This window comes from Psychrobacter sp. Ps6 (assembly GCF_022129235.1).
Taxonomy (GTDB): domain Bacteria; phylum Pseudomonadota; class Gammaproteobacteria; order Pseudomonadales; family Moraxellaceae; genus Psychrobacter.
The window spans coordinates 552482-571410 of the sequence record NZ_JADQAI010000001.1 but is presented as its reverse complement, the minus strand read 5'-3'; the positions used below and the strand labels follow the sequence as shown (position 1 = coordinate 571410).

The 18929-nt window shown below is 42.7% G+C and carries 18 protein-coding genes, 1 tRNA gene and 1 other RNA gene; 4 read left to right on the top strand and 16 right to left on the bottom strand.

Annotated features, from left to right (window positions below; translation table 11 throughout):
- Nucleotides 1-97 precede the first annotated feature (97 nt).
- Nucleotides 98-1282 carry an OmpA family protein gene (locus I3255_RS02425; protein ID WP_238036416.1) on the bottom strand — a complete coding sequence of 395 codons (1185 nt, stop codon included), beginning with the start codon at nt 1280-1282 and terminating at the stop codon, nt 98-100.
- Between the two features lie 585 nt (nt 1283-1867).
- On the opposite strand from I3255_RS02425, the gene I3255_RS14825 reads away from it, so the two are divergent.
- Complete coding sequence (locus I3255_RS14825; protein ID WP_269117237.1) at nt 1868-2590, top strand: GspH/FimT family pseudopilin; 723 nt, start codon at nt 1868-1870, stop codon at nt 2588-2590.
- 40 nt (nt 2591-2630) lie between these two features.
- Here the strand turns inward: I3255_RS14825 and I3255_RS02410 are convergent, their stop codons facing one another.
- From I3255_RS02410 to coaD, 12 genes are all read right to left on the bottom strand, one after another.
- Nucleotides 2631-3407 (bottom strand): DNA repair protein RecO C-terminal domain-containing protein, encoded by a 777-nt coding sequence (locus I3255_RS02410; RefSeq protein WP_238036415.1) that lies wholly within the window; start codon nt 3405-3407, stop codon nt 2631-2633.
- A 62-nt stretch (nt 3408-3469) separates the two neighbouring features.
- The gene (gene era / locus I3255_RS02405) at nt 3470-4501 is read right to left on the bottom strand and encodes a GTPase Era (protein WP_238036537.1); all 1032 of its coding nucleotides are present in this window, start codon (nt 4499-4501) and stop codon (nt 3470-3472) included.
- Between the two features lie 248 nt (nt 4502-4749).
- On the bottom strand, nt 4750-5547 hold the full coding sequence (gene rnc, locus I3255_RS02400) for a ribonuclease III (RefSeq protein ID WP_201598824.1): 798 nt from the start codon (nt 5545-5547) through the stop codon (nt 4750-4752).
- Nucleotides 5548-5650: 103 nt separating this feature from the next.
- Nucleotides 5651-6043 (bottom strand): DUF4845 domain-containing protein, encoded by a 393-nt coding sequence (locus tag I3255_RS02395; RefSeq protein WP_238036414.1) that lies wholly within the window; start codon nt 6041-6043, stop codon nt 5651-5653.
- 143 nt (nt 6044-6186) lie between these two features.
- Nucleotides 6187-7089 (bottom strand): signal peptidase I, encoded by a 903-nt coding sequence (gene lepB / locus I3255_RS02390; protein ID WP_238036413.1) that lies wholly within the window; start codon nt 7087-7089, stop codon nt 6187-6189.
- 105 nt (nt 7090-7194) lie between these two features.
- On the bottom strand, nt 7195-8994 hold the full coding sequence (gene lepA / locus I3255_RS02385; protein WP_238036412.1) for a translation elongation factor 4: 1800 nt from the start codon (nt 8992-8994) through the stop codon (nt 7195-7197).
- 406 nt (nt 8995-9400) lie between these two features.
- Nucleotides 9401-9477: transfer RNA gene (locus tag I3255_RS02380), tRNA-Met, on the bottom strand.
- 121 nt (nt 9478-9598) lie between these two features.
- Nucleotides 9599-9965, bottom strand: an RNA gene (rnpB, locus tag I3255_RS02375) — RNase P RNA component class A.
- 94 nt (nt 9966-10059) lie between these two features.
- Nucleotides 10060-10779: a dethiobiotin synthase gene (gene bioD / locus I3255_RS02370; protein ID WP_238036411.1), complete on the bottom strand. Its 720-nt coding sequence runs from the start codon at nt 10777-10779 to the stop codon at nt 10060-10062.
- On the bottom strand, nt 10776-12083 hold the full coding sequence (gene bioA, locus I3255_RS02365) for an adenosylmethionine--8-amino-7-oxononanoate transaminase (RefSeq protein ID WP_238036410.1): 1308 nt from the start codon (nt 12081-12083) through the stop codon (nt 10776-10778). Before bioA ends, bioD begins: the two co-directional genes overlap by 4 nt.
- Nucleotides 12084-12141: 58 nt before the next feature.
- Entirely contained in the window at nt 12142-12390 is a 249-nt protein-coding gene (locus I3255_RS02360) for a YfhL family 4Fe-4S dicluster ferredoxin (RefSeq protein ID WP_021814308.1), read from the bottom strand.
- A 95-nt stretch (nt 12391-12485) separates the two neighbouring features.
- A complete protein-coding gene (gene coaD / locus I3255_RS02355) occupies nt 12486-13004 on the bottom strand; it encodes a pantetheine-phosphate adenylyltransferase (protein WP_102078894.1) in 519 nt (172 codons plus the stop codon).
- A 252-nt stretch (nt 13005-13256) separates the two neighbouring features.
- Between coaD and smpB the strand changes: the two genes are divergently transcribed.
- Nucleotides 13257-13733: an SsrA-binding protein SmpB gene (gene smpB, locus I3255_RS02350; protein WP_057758370.1), complete on the top strand. Its 477-nt coding sequence runs from the start codon at nt 13257-13259 to the stop codon at nt 13731-13733.
- Nucleotides 13734-13869: 136 nt separating this feature from the next.
- Here smpB and rarD read toward each other — a convergent pair whose 3' ends face one another.
- Nucleotides 13870-14889: an EamA family transporter RarD gene (gene rarD, locus I3255_RS02345; RefSeq protein WP_238036409.1), complete on the bottom strand. Its 1020-nt coding sequence runs from the start codon at nt 14887-14889 to the stop codon at nt 13870-13872.
- Nucleotides 14890-15134: 245 nt separating this feature from the next.
- On the opposite strand from rarD, the gene I3255_RS02340 reads away from it, so the two are divergent.
- The gene (locus I3255_RS02340) at nt 15135-15602 is read left to right on the top strand and encodes an Lrp/AsnC family transcriptional regulator (protein WP_238036408.1); all 468 of its coding nucleotides are present in this window, start codon (nt 15135-15137) and stop codon (nt 15600-15602) included.
- A 141-nt stretch (nt 15603-15743) separates the two neighbouring features.
- On the top strand, nt 15744-16496 hold the full coding sequence (locus I3255_RS02335) for a hypothetical protein (RefSeq protein ID WP_238036407.1): 753 nt from the start codon (nt 15744-15746) through the stop codon (nt 16494-16496).
- Between the two features lie 91 nt (nt 16497-16587).
- On the opposite strand, the gene I3255_RS02330 is transcribed toward I3255_RS02335, so the two are convergent.
- Together I3255_RS02330 and I3255_RS02325 are read right to left on the bottom strand one after the other, a co-directional pair.
- A complete protein-coding gene (locus I3255_RS02330; protein ID WP_238036406.1) occupies nt 16588-17220 on the bottom strand; it encodes a hypothetical protein in 633 nt (210 codons plus the stop codon).
- A 10-nt stretch (nt 17221-17230) separates the two neighbouring features.
- Nucleotides 17231-18610 (bottom strand): ammonium transporter, encoded by a 1380-nt coding sequence (locus I3255_RS02325; protein WP_238036405.1) that lies wholly within the window; start codon nt 18608-18610, stop codon nt 17231-17233.
- Between the last annotated feature and the right edge of the window lie 319 nt (nt 18611-18929).

Here is an 18929-nt window from a genome sequence, read left to right as displayed (position 1 = left end):
TAACTTACTTTTCTCAATACATAAATAAAAAAAGCCACCCAATTGGGTGGCTTTTTTTGTAACCATATATCTAACTATACGATTAATTATCTAATACTTACTGAACAACCATATCTTTAGTTTGTTCAACAGTCATAGTTTTGTCACCAGTGATGATGGCATAAACACGACGGTTCATAGCACGACCTTCTTCAGTATCGTTTGATGCGATTGGTTGGTCGTAACCATAACCAACAGTTGATAGACGGTTTGGAGCAATACCGAATTCGTTAGTTAGCATAGACTTAACAGCAACGGCACGAGCTTCAGATAGACGTTGGTTGTAACGTGCTGAAGGACCAGTTTTAGATGCATGACCTTCTACACGAGCTGTAGAGTTTGGATACTCACGCATTTTCTCTGCTACTTTAGCGATTTCTGGCTTGTATTGGTTTTTGATAGCTGATTTATCGTTATCAAAGAATACACGTAGTTCCATTTTCAGCTCATCAGTAATATCTACTGGTACTGGGCAACCGCGCTCATCAACCACTACATTCATTGGAGTGCCTGGGCATGCATCCATGCTATCAGGTACGCCATCGCCGTCAGAATCAAGGTCAGCTTCAACAACAACTACTGGAGTGTTGTCAACCATTGGCTCTTCCATTGGCGGTACAGCTACTGTAGGTGCTAGATGGCCACCAAGTACAACCTCTAGACCGGCCAAGGCCATGCCTTCCCACCAGTTGTTGTCAAAGTTATGAATCGCACGAGCTTCACCACGTAGGCTTAGGGCATCGTTGATACGATACATAGCACCTAGGCCTAGGTTACCGATAGTGTCTTTAGTGCCACTAACTTTGTCACCTGAAGAGTCTTTAATCTCAAGTTTAGATTGGCCAGCACCAACCAATACATATGGCTTAAGAGCGCTATCAGTATAACCAGTGAACTCTTCGGTACCGATCAAGAAGTTACCAGAGATCATTTCTTGTTCTGCGTCAAAGTTATCAGAACCGTCTTGGTTGATAGCATCAGTATCTGATACACCATACTCTACTTGGAACTGAGTAGAAGGAGTAAGTTCGATACCTAAAGCTGCACCTGTGTATAAACCATCTTCTTTATAATAGCTATCGCCATTACCACTATAGTCGCCTAGTAATTCAGCTTGATCATCGTCAGCACCTTCGCTGTAATGATAACCTAGTAATAACGGGCTAATAGTAACACCAGCATTGGCTGCTAGAGGTGCAGCTGTTACAGCGAACAGTGCTAGAGCAATTTTATTCAGTTTCATGGACTTCCTCCAAAGGATAATTTTAGTGATGCATTAAGCAAAACTGACTCTCAAGACGCTCTAAATCAGACGTCTTTTACGCATTTAGGTTACAAAGCAAAACCAATTAAAACGTAGCTTAGCGATTATCAATTCAGTTTACAACTTTTTTCGTTAACGAGCTACACATTATTACACGATAATGTTGTAACTAAAACACAATAGCCATTCTAAGTTACCTAGAACTAACACACCTTACGCTTTTTATCTTTTGTATGTCAGTTCGCGACAGATAGTAGATTGAATGCTGCCTGTCGTTTGAACATATTTTATTACAATTAATAATTTTTCTCTATTCCTAATGCACATTATTCACTAATTGAAACATTTTTTGACACTAGACATATATTCCGTTTATATTACGACAGTCAACATTATTTCATATCGGAAGCGAATTATAGATAAGTGATAGTTTTGTATATTATCAACAAACCAAAATATTAGTCTTTATCAAGCACTGCTCTCTCCACAATAGACTGAATAACTGTTGCAAATAAACATGATTATTCTATTAGGAAAATCTGAAGCTATAGGATGTAGCAACCTATGAAATCGCTTTGTAAGATATCATCAAATTATCATAGATTACTAAGAGTGTTTTTACCTGTATCTACTTTGACGAAAAGAACAATTAATCATGCTAGGCGGGTATTTCGAACAAATAAGTTGAACACTACACAGCATCAACTAACTATACGTAATAGAAAATCTGCAATAAATTTGTGTGTTTTAGGAGATAAAGGTAGGAATGGCTTCACTCTCGTTGAACTGATTGTTACCATAGCGGTGTTGGCTATCATAGTAGTGATTGCAATGCCTAGCATATTGACACAGTTAACGCGCATGGAAGCCAAACGTGTCAAAACACAATTAGAAAACACCCTCGCTTTGGCAAAAGCTGAAAGTTATATCACCAGACAGGACATATTGGTTTGTTTATCAAATGACGGTAAACAGTGCGATCGAAATAGTGATAACATGCTTATATTATTCGTGGACAAAAACGGTAACAAAAACTTCGATGCAAATGCTGATGCTCTACTACTTAATCAATCTTTTAATTTAAAATATAGTACACTGAAGCTCAGAGTCGGAGCAGGTCGCCATTACATCAAATTTTGGGGTGATAGTGGCAAGCCTCGAGGTCACTTTGGCCATATCAAGTACTGTCCCACATCTCCTTATAATGAATCGATGTACCAAATATCATTCAACCAAGCCGGTATTGTTAGATACAAACCCAACGCAGATCATCCTACTGACTGCTAGCTGTGCTAAGCAGTAAATAGATTTGATAATGATAATCTTTTTATTGATAACGCTGCTGCTGTTGCCATAGCAGCCGACTTTGTAATGGTTGATAATCAAGTAAATGATCTATCAGATGACGATGCAGCTTTGAACAATTATTTAGCGTTGCTTTAGTAATACCTAGGTAGGCCATCTCAATAATATCGACACCCTTAAGTATAGTTTGTCCGGTAGTACTATTCAAATGCTCAGACTCTGTAGCATTCTGCATGATTGGTATTAGCCCTACATCAGGTAAAAAGCGATACACACAATCAGGTTCGATCGTATCTTCGATGTTGTCATGCGTTAGCGTTAAGGTAAACCCTAACTCATTGAATAGGTGCTGCTCAAATTGGCGTAAACATAAACGAAGCTCAGTGTTATCTAAAGGTTGCTTCAGCTGCTGTAGACTGTCCTGATAATGTTGCCACAATACTGGCATTGGATCTTCGGTCGGTAACAATCGCCACAATATCTCATTAAGGTACAACGCCGCATATTGGTGTTGTCCATTGATATTACTGTAAGGCACAGTAGACAATGCGGCAGGGGCACTCTCTTTTTGCTCGTTACTTGTTTGGAGAGTGGTTTGCGAAGTAATCTGGATTTGAGTGAATGTTTTTAGATCGCGTTTGCCAGTGGCAAATAGCTGTAAAGGCATAAATAACGGTGCACCTTTTTTCCCAACACCATGTATCACACCATGCTGCTGAGAAAAAAGATAATACAACGCACGCTTTTCTTGATAAGGACGCTGATGTAATAAATAGCCAATTAACGCTTCGTTACGCATCGTTTATTACCTCAGCATTTAGCATATGGATAGCAATATTACCGCACTATCCTTGATTGCTATCAATATCCCAAACTGGTTAATGCACGTTCGTCATCAGACCAGCCACGTTTAACTTTGACCCATAGCGTTAGCATGATTTTTTTGTCAAACAGCTGCTCCATATCTTTACGAGCATCCATACCGACTTGCTTGATGCGTTGACCCTTATCACCAATGACAATGGCTTTTTGGCCACTGCGCTCAACATAGATAGTTGCATCAATAAAGGTGCATGCTTTACGTGGACGCCCCGTTTTTGGATCTGTATGCGCAGGCTCATCTTTAAATGCATCAATCTGTACGGTCAAGTCGTATGGCACTTCATCACCAGCACTACGCATGATTTTTTCACGAATGATTTCACTGGCTAAAAATCGCTCTGAACGGTCAGTGATTTGCTCTGTATCATAAATAGGTGCAGCAACAGGTAAATGTGAGGCAATCACTTCTTGCAAACGATCTAAGTTTTGGTTTTTGAGCGCCGATACTGGAACGATATCAGCAAAGTCAAAACTTTCATTAAAGGTTTCAATAAGTGGCAATACACTGCCTTTATCTTTTAAGGTATCTGACTTATTAATGACCAATACAACAGTCAAATTGGTATCACCAAGCTTTTGCAACGTCAATAGATCATCATCACGCCATTGGTCTGAGTCAACAACGAACAATACTAGGTCAACATCTACTAGAGCAGATACTGCCGCTTTGTTCATACGCTCATTAATAGCGCGTACTTCATTGCGATGAATACCTGGCGTATCCACAAACACTGCCTGCATCTCATGATTAGACAAAATACCATGAATACGGTGGCGTGTCGTTTGCGGCTTACGCGAAGTAATAGACAGCTTTTGACCCAATAAGTGGTTCATCAACGTTGATTTACCTACATTTGGACGTCCAACAATAGCAACATAACCAGCTCTGAAGTCGTCAGCCATACGAGCATTCGTATTTGGCGCAAAAAACTCTTCAATCGCCATATCGTTGTCGATTGTGATTTCTCCTACGCTATCAGCATTCGTATCGACATCTGTATTTTCAATCATATTTTGAGTACTATCTTCATTATTCGATGGCACATCAGTGTGATTGCTCATAAGTTAATCCTATAGGGTTTATATCCAGCTAGATATGACTTAATAGTTTGTCGGTGCAGTTACTATTGGATATCGGCTGGTAATATTTAAAATAAGTAGTATGTAAGGTAAATTAAGCCTACCACGCTCAAGGTCTCATCACTTAAAAGCGACATTGTTGACTCAAAAATATGCCTGTAATCGCCTGCAAATATTCGCTAAGAGCGTTTTTTAGCGGATCCTGGAAGTTTGTGCAGCTGATTGATCATAAGTTCTGCTGCTTTTTGCTCAGCGATACGGCGGCTTTCACCAGATTCAGTAATATCAGGGCAGTTTTGAATATTCACGTGACAACGTACCACGAAGATTTGATGGGGAGCGTTGCCACGTGTTTCCATAAGCTCGTAGTTTGGCAAATCAAATTGCTTAGACTGTAACCACTCTTGCAAACGGCTCTTCGCATCTTTTAGTGCTTTTTGATCATTAACGTTGTCAATCAAGTCTCCATACCAAGAAAGTACGCAATGACGAGTAATATCCATGTCTTGACTGTCCAAATAGATGGCACCAATCAAAGACTCTACCGCATCCGCCAATATAGAAGCACGATTACGGCCGCCACCCTTACGCTCACCCACGCCTAATATAAGATGATTAGACAGCTCCAGATTTTGCGCAATAATAACCAGTGACTCTTGGCGCACCAAAGTTGCACGCATACGGGTTAGACGCCCTTCGTTTTGATTAGGATAACGATGGTATAAAGCCTCACCCACAATCATACCCAAAAGCGCATCACCTAAAAACTCTAGACGCTCATAATTTTTTTTGCTGTCAAATGAGCGGTGCGTCAATGCAAGCTTTGGCAGGCTCAAATCATTAAACACATAGCCTAACTTGCGCGTTAAGACTGCTAAGCGCTGAGTAAATTCTGAGCTAACAACAAGCGTGTCGACAGACGTGCTATTTTTTTTAGGAGTAAGAACCGCTTGGGAATGTTGCGAAGTTGGTTTCATGCGTGGCTTGTGGTTATCCCTTCTGTTTTACAGATTTAGTTTAATAAAAGTATATATTTGATTTTGTTGAGGAGACTAAAGCGCTGTCCCATATTATGATTATTTATTCTGCTGTAGCCATATCGATGTCTCCTTCGAAACGATTCACGATATCGACATTGCTAAAGAACGTATTGGTTACTGCATATTCTTTATGAATGGCCAATTGGCCCGTTTTTTTATTGGTAAAAGTGAATACATCTTCTGCATTGGTGTCATAGTCAGCATTGATAGATAGCTGTTTGTTAACACGCTCAACGAACTGCTTGGCTGTCTCGTTGTTGTTATTGGCTACTTTAAGCTCTGCACTCAAGAGCTTAGTCAGTTGATAGTCACCAATTTGAGCAGGGACAATAGCCACTAGCAGTTTAACCGCGATACCCAACATCATAATAATGAGAACGATGTTTGTCACACTAGCACCGCGCTGCGTGGTAAGACCAGATAACTGCTGCATGATGGAAATCCTCGATTGATTGATGACTATTTTTGATAACGTTCTGTACCTATAAATCAGATAGTAGAACGCTATTTATTGAATCGTAACGATATTAGCATAAAACTATTATCGATAAATCAACCAATAGAGTACTCACAATACTAATCAATAGTACCATTGCGTTCAAAGGTTGGTAGATTTAGTCCAGGTGGCTTATGCATCCATATATAGACAGCTTTACCCGCTAAGTTTTCATCAGGAACAAAACCCCAAAAGCGACCATCTGCACTGCGATCACGGTTATCACCCATGACAAAATACTGACCCTCTGGCACTTTAATACGCCACTCTGTGCCTTCTGAGCTCACAACTTCTGGTGATTGTTGCTGCAGGAAGGGAGCATACTGTGAGCTATTCATGCCATCTAAATAGCGAACAAGGTGTGTGTTTTCACCTTGTGTCTCTTGGAAATACTGTGCTGCGTCCTCTTCCTCCTGACCCATTGCAGCAGCACTCTCTTCTGTGAGCACCTGACCTGGACCAACTTGTCCTGGCAAATAAAGTTGTGATGTCAATTCTGCACTTGCCGAAAAATCGATAGGCGTCGTCTCCACTGGTACATCATTAATAGAGATTGTACCTTGATTATAGCTGACGGTATCGCCAGGCAACCCAATCAAGCGCTTGATGTAGTAGATGCTTGGATTTTCAGGATAACGGAATACCACTACATCGCCGTGCTCAGGTTCACCTGTATCCAGTACTTTATTATACGTTAGCGGTAGACGGACGCCATACGCATACTTATTGACCGCAATGAAATCACCCGTATACAACGTTGGCACCATAGAGGATGATGGAATATTAAAAGGCTCAATTAAAAATGAGCGTACTATTAATACTACTGCCAACACAGGAAAAAAGTCATAAGCCCAGCGTACCAGTAGGCTCTCTTTGCCTCGTCCGCGAGTTTTACGCTGTTTAAATGCAAGCTTATCTAACAGCCAGACAATTCCTAAGCCTATAGTCAACGGCACTAAAATTAAATTGAAATCAAAATCCATACCAAATTGCCTATTAACATGCTGCTTGTCTAGCTGCTTTGACGATAAAATTAACGATATTCAACTGCTGCTATGTACAAAAACTATCTGAGATAGAACTGTCTATTAACTATCAACTTGCAAGACAGCTAAGAAGGCTTCTTGTGGAATCTCCACGTTACCTACTTGCTTCATACGTTTTTTGCCCGCTTTTTGCTTAGATAATAGCTTTTTCTTACGCGACACATCACCGCCATAACATTTGGCCAATACGTCTTTACGCATGGCTTTTACCGTACTACGACCAATAATCTGACTACCAATTGCTGCTTGAATCGCCACATCAAACATCTGACGTGGAATCAATTCTTTCATCTTGGTCACTATCTGATTACCGCGGAAACGTGCTTGATCTTGGTGTACAATCATCGCCAAGGCGTCAACTTTATCACCGTTGATTAATACGTCTACTTTAACCAATTTATCAACTTGATAACGATCAAAACTATAGTCCAGTGATGCAAAACCACGCGAGACTGACTTTAGACGGTCAAAGAAATCCATGACCACTTCACCCATCGGAATATCAAAGATAACCTGAACCTGCTTACCCATAAAGCGCATATCAACCTGCACGCCGCGACGCTCAATACATAGTGTCATGACGTTACCCAAGTAGTCTTGCGGTACCAAAATCTGACAGCGCGCAATTGGCTCACGGAACTCTTCGATGTTATTGGGCTCAGGCAGTCTTGATGGGTTATCAACATAGATGATGTCGCCGCCTTTCTTTTCAATTTCATAGATCACTGACGGGGCGGTGGTAATCAAATCCAAGTCATACTCACGCTCTAGGCGCTCTTGGATAATTTCCATGTGTAGCATGCCTAAGAAACCACAACGAAAGCCAAAGCCTAACGCGTCTGAGGTATCAGGCTCAAAGAATAACGAGGCATCATTGATTTGTAGCTTCTGCAACGCTTCACGGAATTTTTCAAAGTCACTAGAGTCTACTGGGAACATGCCTGCATATACTTGTGGCGTGATTTGTTTGAAACCTGGGATACGATCGACGTCAGGAGTCTTTGCATGGGTAATCGTATCACCAACTGGCGCACCAGCAATGTCTTTAATACCCGCGATAATAAAGCCTACTTCACCTGCTTCTAAGATACCAGTATCGACAGGTTTTGGCGTAAATACACCGATAGAGCTTACTGGATGAGCATCGCCAGTTGATTTGATATAAATCTTATCGCCTTTTTTCACGGTTCCTTGGCGTACACGAACGAGCGAGACCACACCCAAATAGCTATCAAACCACGAGTCAATAATCAACGCTTGTAGGGGTGCTTCACGGTCGCCAGTCGGTGCAGGAATAAACTCGACTAAGGCTTCCAACAACTTGTCGACACCTAGACCAGATTTCGCTGATACACGCGGCGCATCTACTGCATCAATACCGATAATATCCTCAATTTCTTGAATAACGCGCTCAGGCTCGACTTGTGGCAAATCAATTTTATTAAGGACTGCCATCACTTCTAAACCTTGGTCCACTGCCGTATAGCAATTGGCAACCGACTGAGCTTCCACGCCTTGAGCAGCATCAACGACCAATAGCGCGCCTTCACAAGCGGCTAACGAGCGCGATACTTCATACGAGAAATCAACGTGACCCGGTGTATCAATAAAGTTCAGCTGATAACGCTCACCATTTGGGTGATCATAAAACAGCGTTACCGATTGTGCTTTGATAGTGATACCGCGCTCACGCTCAATGTCCATCGAGTCGAGCACCTGCGCCTGCATCTCGCGATCTTGCAAGGCACCGCACATCTGAATAAAACGATCGGCAAGGGTCGACTTACCATGATCAATGTGGGCAATGATTGAAAAGTTACGAATATTGGCTAATGCAGTCACAAAGCGCCTACTAAATTAAAGGTGATAGAATAAAGATAAGAGATAAATATGGTCAAGTACACTTGATAAGATAGGTATGCTTTGTCAAAGCGTATGCTACAGATCAGCTATTGTATCGATCGTAATCCTTAGAATGGATAACGTCGCCTAAAGCTCAGTACTTAGTACGGTAGCTCTGCTGTGCTCTTGTACGCACATACCAAAGAGTATTCTAGCAGTTTTCTACTGCAAAGTAAGGCGATTTTAGTAGCAGAGAAAGTATTTATCAAGTAAGCGAGACTGACGGACATCTAACAGGGAATATTTGACTAAGCAATAGCACCTACAAACCTTGTAAATGACAGATTATTTTAGGCAAAAAAAAGCCAATCCCAGAGAGATTGGCTTTTTTTAGTACTGCTATATATGGTGGCGATGGAGAGACTTGAACTCTCGACCTCACGATTATGAATCGTGCGCTCTAACCAGCTGAGCTACATCGCCGTTTTAGGCTGCACATTATGCCCAAGCTGCTGACTGACGTCAACCCCTAATGGGCATTTTTTGCAAAAAAATGAATGTCACTCAAATTAACTGCAAATATTACTACGACAAACGATAAAAAAGGTTTGGTAAACCGATAAGCCGGGTTCTGTCGTGGACGATCATTCCTCTAGGCGTATCATCGCTAATACGCTCAAGCAACCTACCCGCATCGAACGCGGGCCGCGCCATGCCGATGCCTATTTGGTCTTGCTACGCGTGGAGTTTACCATGCCGTGAGATGTTGCCATTCACGCGGTGCGCTCTTACCGCACCCTTTCACCCTTACCGATAATACCCTAAGATACTAAAGGCGGTCTACTCTCTGCTGCACTGGTCGTCAGATTACTCTGCCCAGCCGTTAGCTGGCACGCTGCCCTATGTAGCCCGGACTTTCCTCCCCTGCTCATCTGTTGCCAGTGTGCAGCGGCGATCGCCTAGTCTACCAAGCGCGCTAGTATAACAAAACTAACGCCTGTATGGGAATGTCTTTTCTGCTTATTTTTAGAATGATTGTGACTACCGCAAAAACACCTTAAAAACTTAGATAAACGCTGTTGGCAAAGGTATGTCGATATTGCCTGAATGTTCATTTGATTGTTTGGACAAAACCAGCCAATGCGCTTTGGGGTAGTGACGAGACAAATATGCTTGCAGGAACTCAATAGTACTGTTGGCGATCTCAGTATCCGTTTGCTCAGCATCATCATGGATATGATTGTAAATCACACTATGTATCATTAAGCCGCGCGATTTTATCGCCTCCAAACTGAGTAACGTATGGTTAATGCTGCCCAACCGACCAGAAGTGACCAAGACAATAGGATAACCTTGCTCAGCGATATAATCCAAGGTCAATAATACAGTGGTAATGGGAACTAACAACCCGCCTGCTCCTTCGAGCAATACCACATCGTAATCAGCTTGCAATGCTTTCGTGGCTTCAGTAATCGCTTCAATATTGAGAGGTTGGTTGGCCAGTGTTGCGGATAGATGCGGTGACGCAGGTTTCTCATAGCGATAAGGACAAGTGGTAAAATCTAAATCGTATGGCTGTAATGGCATCCCCATCAGTTGGCGGTGGGTCACGATATCGTCCGCGATGTTCAATGTGCCATCATTTGGATTTATGGAAACGCCTGTTTGCACCAACTTTTGCGTGATAACGTTCACACCTTTTTGCATAAGTGCTTTGGCAAGTAAGCCAGTAGCATAGGTTTTGCCGATATCGGTATCGATGCCGGAGATAAATAATACACTCATGGTTGATCTCGGTTTTGTAAATACGTACGGACCACTTTTAGTAGCGCTTGGCATAAGGTCGTCAGCTCATCATCAGTAATCACGTAGGGTGGCATAATATACACCAGCTTCCCAAACGGTCTGACCCAGATACCGTTATCAATCAATAAAGATTGAAAAGTGGGCATATCAACGGCGTCATTTAACTCAATCACCGCCACTGCACCCAAACAACGTACCTCGGCAACACCTGCCAACTGCGCAGCTGGCGTAAGGACTTGCTCCATCGTACGCTGCATATCGGTGGTACGTGTTTCGATATCATAAGACAGTATCAAATCAATTGACGCATAGGCGACGGCACAAGCAAGTGGGTTGCCCATAAAGGTTGGACCATGCATGAGGGCTGGATAATCGCTATTATGAATGGTATCGGCGATATTGCGAGTACATAGCGTTGCGGCAAAAGTCATATAGCCGCCTGTCAGCGCTTTGCCAATAGTCATGATGTCAGGACAGATATCAGCGTGCTCACACGCAAATAGCTTACCACTACGACCAAACCCAGTGGCGATTTCATCCGCAATCAATAGTACATCATGCTCATCGCACAGTTGACGAAGCAATTGTAGGTATTCAGGACTATAAAAACGCATCCCGCCTGCGCCCTGAATAATCGGCTCAATGATAAACCCCGCCAGCTGCTCGCCATACTTTACAAAAAACTGAGCCAACGATTCACGCTCATCTACTGTCAAAGCGCGATCAAAGCCAAGTGGCGGCGCAGGGACGAAATGCTGCATCGGTAATTGCTTGCCATATAGGCTGTGCATACCATTAACAGGATCACAGACACTCATAGCATGCCACGTGTCTCCGTAATACCCTGAATGGGTTGAGGCAAACTGTTGCTTGGTTGGACGCTTGGCAGCTACTTGATACTGCAGCGCCATTTTCAGTGCCACTTCTACCGCAATACTGCCACTATCTGCATAAAAAATAGCGTCTAAACCAGTAGGCACAATGTCGAGCAATTTTTTGCCTAAATTTATAGCTGGCTGATGAGTCAAACCACCAAACATGACATGCGCCATTTTACCCAATTGCTTAATAAGCGCTTCATTCAGTTTTGGATGATTATAGCCATGAACGCTCGCCCACCATGAAGACATGCCATCGATCAGGCGCGTGCCGTCTTCAGTGAAGATATAAACACCTTCAGCACGATCAATTACGATATTAGGATAAGTAGGTGGCAGGCTGGCATACGGGTGCCATAGGTGTTGCTGATCAAAGTCGCTCACTACTTGAATGGAGTCTATCATCGTTACATTGTCCCTAACACGTTGTAAACCCAAACGTCATCAATCACTTATAAGTACTCTATTGACCCGTAATACGTTTGTATTTAGATAGCAGGTCGCTTTCAGTCTCGACATGATTGGGATCGTGAGGAATACAGTCAACTGGACAAATCACAACGCATTGTGGCTCGTCAAAATGTCCGACACATTCTGTACATAGATCAGGGTCGATGACATAGATATCATCCCCTTCTGAGATGGCTTCATTGGGGCAAGCAGGCTCGCACACATCACAGTTGATGCACTCATCAGTGATTAATAGTGCCATGAACTGTTCCTTATATTTTTGCTTATATCAGTCATATATGGCTGCTCCTTACTGTTTTAGCAAGTGCTAGCAGCATATCTTTGATGCAACATCTTTTATTTAATATTTAACTTTTTGTCGAATGCTTGCAAAACACAGGGTGGAACGAATTTATTGACGTCACCGCCAAGCTTGGCGATTTCGCGAATCATGGTAGATGATATAAAGGAGTAGTTTTGAGATGGGGTCAGAAACACCGCCTCAAAGTTTTCATCAAGCTCACGATTCATATTGGCTAGCTGAAACTCGTACTCAAAATCTGACATTGCACGTAAGCCACGCAAAACTGCAGTGGCGTTTTTTTCACGCATAAAGTCAACAAGCAGCCCTTCAAAACCAATGACAGATACTTGCGGTAAGTCTGCAAACACGGTTTCGACCAAAGCAACACGCTCTTCAAAATTGAACAAGGGTTTTTTGTGATGGCCTGAGGCAACCGCGATAACGACTTCATCAAATAGCTTGACGGCGCGTGTGACCAAATCTACATGACCATTGGTAATAGGATCAAAGGTACCAGGGTATAAGATTTTGGTATGTAGCTTTGAGGAATTGGGAGAAATAGAGTGGCTCATAGCATGACTGATATAATCGGTAATATTAGGCCATATGCTAGCAAATTTTGCTCAAACTTAATACTTATCTGCTACATTTGTCCTAACAGCCGATTTACCTTTTCACCAGAGGCTTTGATACAATAGGCGGTTCGACTCATCTGACTTATAATCCAAATAAAATTCAATAGCATTGAATGGGTTAAGATGAGGAATTAGTAGGACTGGTCAAATAAGGCGCCTGTGTTTTTAGGCAATCCTTATGGAGAAATTATGTCAAAAAAATCAAAAAAACCTGATAATCAGATTTGCGCCAATAAAAAAGCGCGTCATGAATATTTTATCGAAGAAACCTTTGAAGCGGGATTGGCGCTACAAGGCTGGGAAGTGAAAGCTATCCGTGCAGGAAAAATGACCATCACTGAAGCGTACGTTATATTTCGCAATAACGAAGCCTTCTTGTTTGGTGCGCACATTCAGCCATTACTGTCGAGCTCAACGCACGTTAGTCCAGACAGTATTCGTACACGTAAGCTGCTGCTCAATCGCCGTGAAATCGAGAAACTGTCTGGAGCAATCAATCAAAAAGGTTATGCCTGCGTACCGCTGTCTTGCTACTGGAAAAACTCGCTAGTGAAGTGCCAAATTGGTCTAGCACTGGGTAAAAAGCAGCATGACAAACGTAAGACACTAAAAGATCGTGACTGGGAACGTGATAAGCAGCGTGGTTTCAAACAGCACTTAGATTAAGCGTTATTTAGTCTATATGTCAAAAAGGACGGCTCAGTAAATATTGAGCCGTCTTTTTTGTACCTTATTAATGCTTATAACTATTAACTGTTGACACTCGTGACTGACAATACTCATTAACTACCATACTAGCTAATTACGCGGCCTGTCCTTTGATCGCCAATGGCACACTTTTACGAGCGCGAAGCTGCTTTATACCATGAGCAATCAAACAAGCAATACCTAACCAGATCAACCCATAGCTATAAATCATCGCTGATTCAAACGGATTACCGAGCACCGTCACCGCCAATATAAATAGCAAAGCAGGTTCTATATAACTCATCATGCCATAGACATTGACTGGAAGCATTTGGCTGGCATCAATATTGGTTTTCATTGCTAGGATACTCAAAACGCCAAGACCAACTAACATCATGATCAAAAATCCAGACCCTGCTACCATCGCCAAATTGCTAGGTGCAAAAAAGTACAAGTAACCAAGCGCAAATGGGGCAAACAAGGTCAGATCGACTAGCATACCTGTAATGGCGTCAATGCCTTGGAATCTACGCACGATATAATATATCGGATAAGTACCACACACCCACAATGTCGCCCAAGAAACACTCTGCGTACGAATGATTTCACTAAACACCCCTACCGCCGCAAATGTAACCGCCAACCATTGTAGACGGCTGAGCTTTTCGCCAAACAGCAGACAACCGAACACCACCATCATGAGTGGGAACAAAAAATACCCCATGGCAGTTTGGACGCCCTGCTCATTGACTGGTGCCCACATAAATAGCCAAAGCTGACTCAAAAATATCGGTGTGGGTAGTAGCAGCCACGCCCACTGTTTGACCGAACGCAGCGCACACAACTTATCAATATGCCTACTCAGTCTACCGCTCACCAATAAGTAACCGACCAGCACAGCCCACATTGCTAGCATCCGCCAGATAAACACTTGCGTGCCTGACAAAGGCGTCAGAAAGCTGCTGTATGCATAGAGCACGCCAAACAAGATATTGGATAAGATGGCAAATGATACTCCCAACATCAACGTCCGTTGCTGCGCGTTACCAGTCGTCCAAATCGCAGGCAATGGCAAACGTGAAGCAGTGGTTGCTAGCGCATTAGCGAATACATTGGAGAGCATTGAGATAGACATGATAAGCACCCTAGCTATTAATAGATGATAAAAAAACAATTGCTAGCTCTTTTTTTTAAAGCAGCTCTGATTGGTACGGACTATTTTACTAGGGTGCTTTGATATATTATTTCTATAAAAACTTATTTATGGATAAATTTATCAAAATAATGTCATATAAATAACTATTTTCTTAAATTTAAATTATTAGTGATAATATTTATAATCAATAACCTAGCAATAACAATTCATGAAGGTACATTATTATGAGCCATATTCTAGACAGCACTGATAAAGCCATTTTAAATCTGTTACAAGACGATGCGACATTACCGCTTAAAACTGTTGCAGAACGAGCGCACGTGTCTATTGCGACAGCTCAGCGCCGTATTCAAGCATTGATAGACAGCGGCGTGATTACAAAGCAAGTCGCCATCGTTAATCCCAATAAAGTGGGCTATGGTCTGACCGCAGTGGTAATGATAGAAATGGAGCGCTCTAATACGTCGATGCAGCATCGATTTGAGCGCTTGATGGACGTACAATCGCAAGTGATGAGCTGTTATGAAGTATCTGGCGATTTTGATTTTATGCTGATGGTCAATGCCAAAAATATGAGCGACTACCACCAGTTCACCCGTAGCTTGCTGACTTACGAAAATAATGTACGCAACTTTAAAAGTCAGTTTGTGATGAACTTTACCAAGAGTGGAACCAAGATTACCTTAGACTAAATATATCTATCTGTATGAGTAAGTATCAGCTTTTTTATTAATAATTAGTGTTTAAACTGCATTCAAAACTTGTAAAAAACTAACATAAGTTGGATAATATTAGCAATTTTTATTCACTGTAGTAGACAAGGAAGCCTGAGCATGACCTCTCAACCAGACTACCCTCATAAAACAAACAGCAGGTACAGCACTCTAAATCAAATAAGCCCAAAAGCATTGATAACAGGAACCATACTGGCTTCAATGCTTGCAATGTCAGGCTGTGCGACCAGCTCGTTGCTAGAAAGTAATAACCATGTCCTCACTACTAAACAAACATTATCAGAAGACCAAATTATTGCCTTTGGTCGTCCTGCGCAGGCATTACCCAAAACGCCAAATGCAACAATGGTTATCGTTGGTGAAAAAAACAGCTACGTACTCACCCAAGGTGGGACTGAGATGATTAATTTACTCAGCAATCTGACGCAAAAAAACATCCACGTTGACAATGACATGAATTTTTATGTACCCAATAACGATGGATATTTCCAAGGAGAAATGAGGCTGTCTTACGCCAAACTAAAAGACGAGTTTGGACGCTCAGATTATCAGTTCTTTTTACAAAATAATGGCCGGGAATGCACCTCAGCCAGTGACCAACGTATTGATGCCCAGCGCTTTTGTTTTAATGTCCCCGTTAAAGGCGCCATATATCCGCAAGTGAGTAACTTGAGCTTGATTCAGTCAAATTATCGCGCTTTAACCAAGCCTTATACAGTAAGCTTTTATACTCAAACCCAGCAAAAAAACACAAAACGTCATGGACCAAATAGTGCGCAAAAACTGGTGCTACTTCCCTTTGCCCTTGCTTTTGACGTGGTGACTTTCCCGCTTCAGCTATTAGATAATTAAAAGCTATCAGCCAACGCACTGCTCACCTGAAACCATAAGGCACGTTACAAAGCGATATCCGTACTTGCTCGTAACGTGCTCACTTGATACGCTAAAATAATTTTTCGACGACGGCTTTTGGATAACTCTGCTTGGCCGTTTGGGCTGCTTGAAACAGTATCTCATCAGCCTCCACGGGACCAGTAACATCACACAAACAGACATAAGCAAGCTGCATCAAATGATTTAAAAGGTGCTCATTGTCCGGTACAGGTGAACGATTACCTTCCAAAAACTGATTGATATTGATGTGATGCCCTTTGAAGGTGCGTTCTTGCGAAACATTTTGGTGCATACTATGAAAAAAGCTGCGACTGTCTGCTGCCGTTAGCTGACTGCGCAGCGCTTCTATCACGGTATAAAATGCAAGAACGGACTCAGAGATAGGTACGGGTACATTGATTGTCTCGTTATGGCCATTGTGACTGTCGGACTCCACTGCCTGCTGACTGTCCGCTTGCAACGTAGCCCAAAAGCCTTTACGAATTTTAGATTTGTGATTTTGTAGTTCAGGATATCGCCTTGTCGCATCCAAGATGCATTGCTGCATCATTTTGACAGAGACTGTTGAGTACTGTTGCCACTGCCTCTTGAGCAGGCGCACCTCTTCAGGATGTAAGTACCCTGACAGTACCTCTGCCATTGCGGACACGGTTTGATCGACGGATTGAGTATCAATATTCATCAGCTCTCTCCTATAAATGCCGCTCTGTTAAACTTTTAGTATCGAACATTTGCTTTTGAAACTCAGGATACCCAAGCTCTGCATGCTCAGTATAATCAAGACCACGCTGCTCATGTAAGCGGCTGGCTTTTAATCCAAAGCTCATATCAATCAGCTTATACATCACCAGACCTAACCCTAATCCCCAAGCTAACGCCACACCCACGCCTAGCGCTTGTACGCCCAGCCGTGATAAATTAAATAAGTCCCCTGTATAAAACAGTCCAGCCGCGAGTGTGCCCCATGCACCGCCGAATCCATGCACTGCCACCGCTGATACCACGTCATCTATTTTGAGCTTCAATAATGCTTGTGTGGATAAAATATAGACCACGGAGGCGACTGCACCGATGACAACGGCAAAAACAGGCGTGGTGGTGGCACAGCCTGCCGTGATGGATACCAGACCAATCAAACTGGCATTGACACTATCGCTCAGCAAAATGGCTTTGCTCATTATCCGAGCAATCAGCATGTAGCTCACCACCGCACTGACCGCAGCGATAAAAGTATTGACGGCGATTAGACCGATATTGCCCGTGATAGATAACGTCGATCCAGCATTGAAGCCGAACCAACCAAACCATAATATAAACCCGCCAAGCGCCAATAGCGTCATGTTGTGACCTGCGATGAGTCTTGGCGTACCATCAGGCGCAAATCGACCCAGCCTTGGCCCAATGATTAAGATGCCTGCCAGTGCCAACCACCCCCCGATAGAATGCACGACGGTCGACCCAGCAAAATCGATAAAGCCAAGCTCAGCTAGCCAACCAGACCCGCCGAAATACCCACCCCATACCCAACTGGCAAACACAGGATAGATAAATAGGCAGATCAAACAGGCAGCGATTGCATAGCCGATAAACGAGACACGCTCTGCCATGGCACCACTAGCGATGGTCACCGCTGTCGCTGCAAACATCATCTGAAAGAACATCAGCGCCCAGTCCATATTAGACAGATTGACTGGCATAAAATGATCAGTCCCGACAAACCCCGAATGGTTAGTACCCATCATCAACCCAAAGCCCACCAAATAAAATGCCAGACCACCGATACACATGTCGGTGTAATTCTTCATCATCACGTTTACCGCGTTCTTGGCACGCACGGAGCCGCTCTCTAGTAGTGCAAAACCTGCCTGCATAAAGAACACCAATACCCCGCCCCAAATAATCCAAGCAATGTTTTGATATTCGAGTAGCTGCGCCACCGTCAATGTGTCTGCTTCCGCAGCTTGTGCACTAGCTATCGTGCCAAACAGTAGCGTACTGAGCGCTAATATCTTACCTAGTGATGACTTGAGTAGCTTCTCCAATACATCCAGCCCAACAGATGATGTTCTCATTTTATCTCCAAACACTTATCTATCCGTTCAATTTTTATCGGTGCACCATTTTCACTCACGAATGCACACAAATAAGCCCTAACGGGGTTGGAGCAAAAGCTATGCCAAAAGCTATGGATGAAAATTAGAACGGCTAACAAACATGAGAAAACAAATGATCAGTACTGGCCAAACCCATACTTTGATAACTGTACTTTAACAACCATACTTGCGACGATATGACAGTTCTGCTGAAACCATTTTTACCATTATTCTGCTAGGCTAGCAGCTTACTTTGCATAAGAAGTTTATCTCACGCTATCAATAACTTATCGGCAAT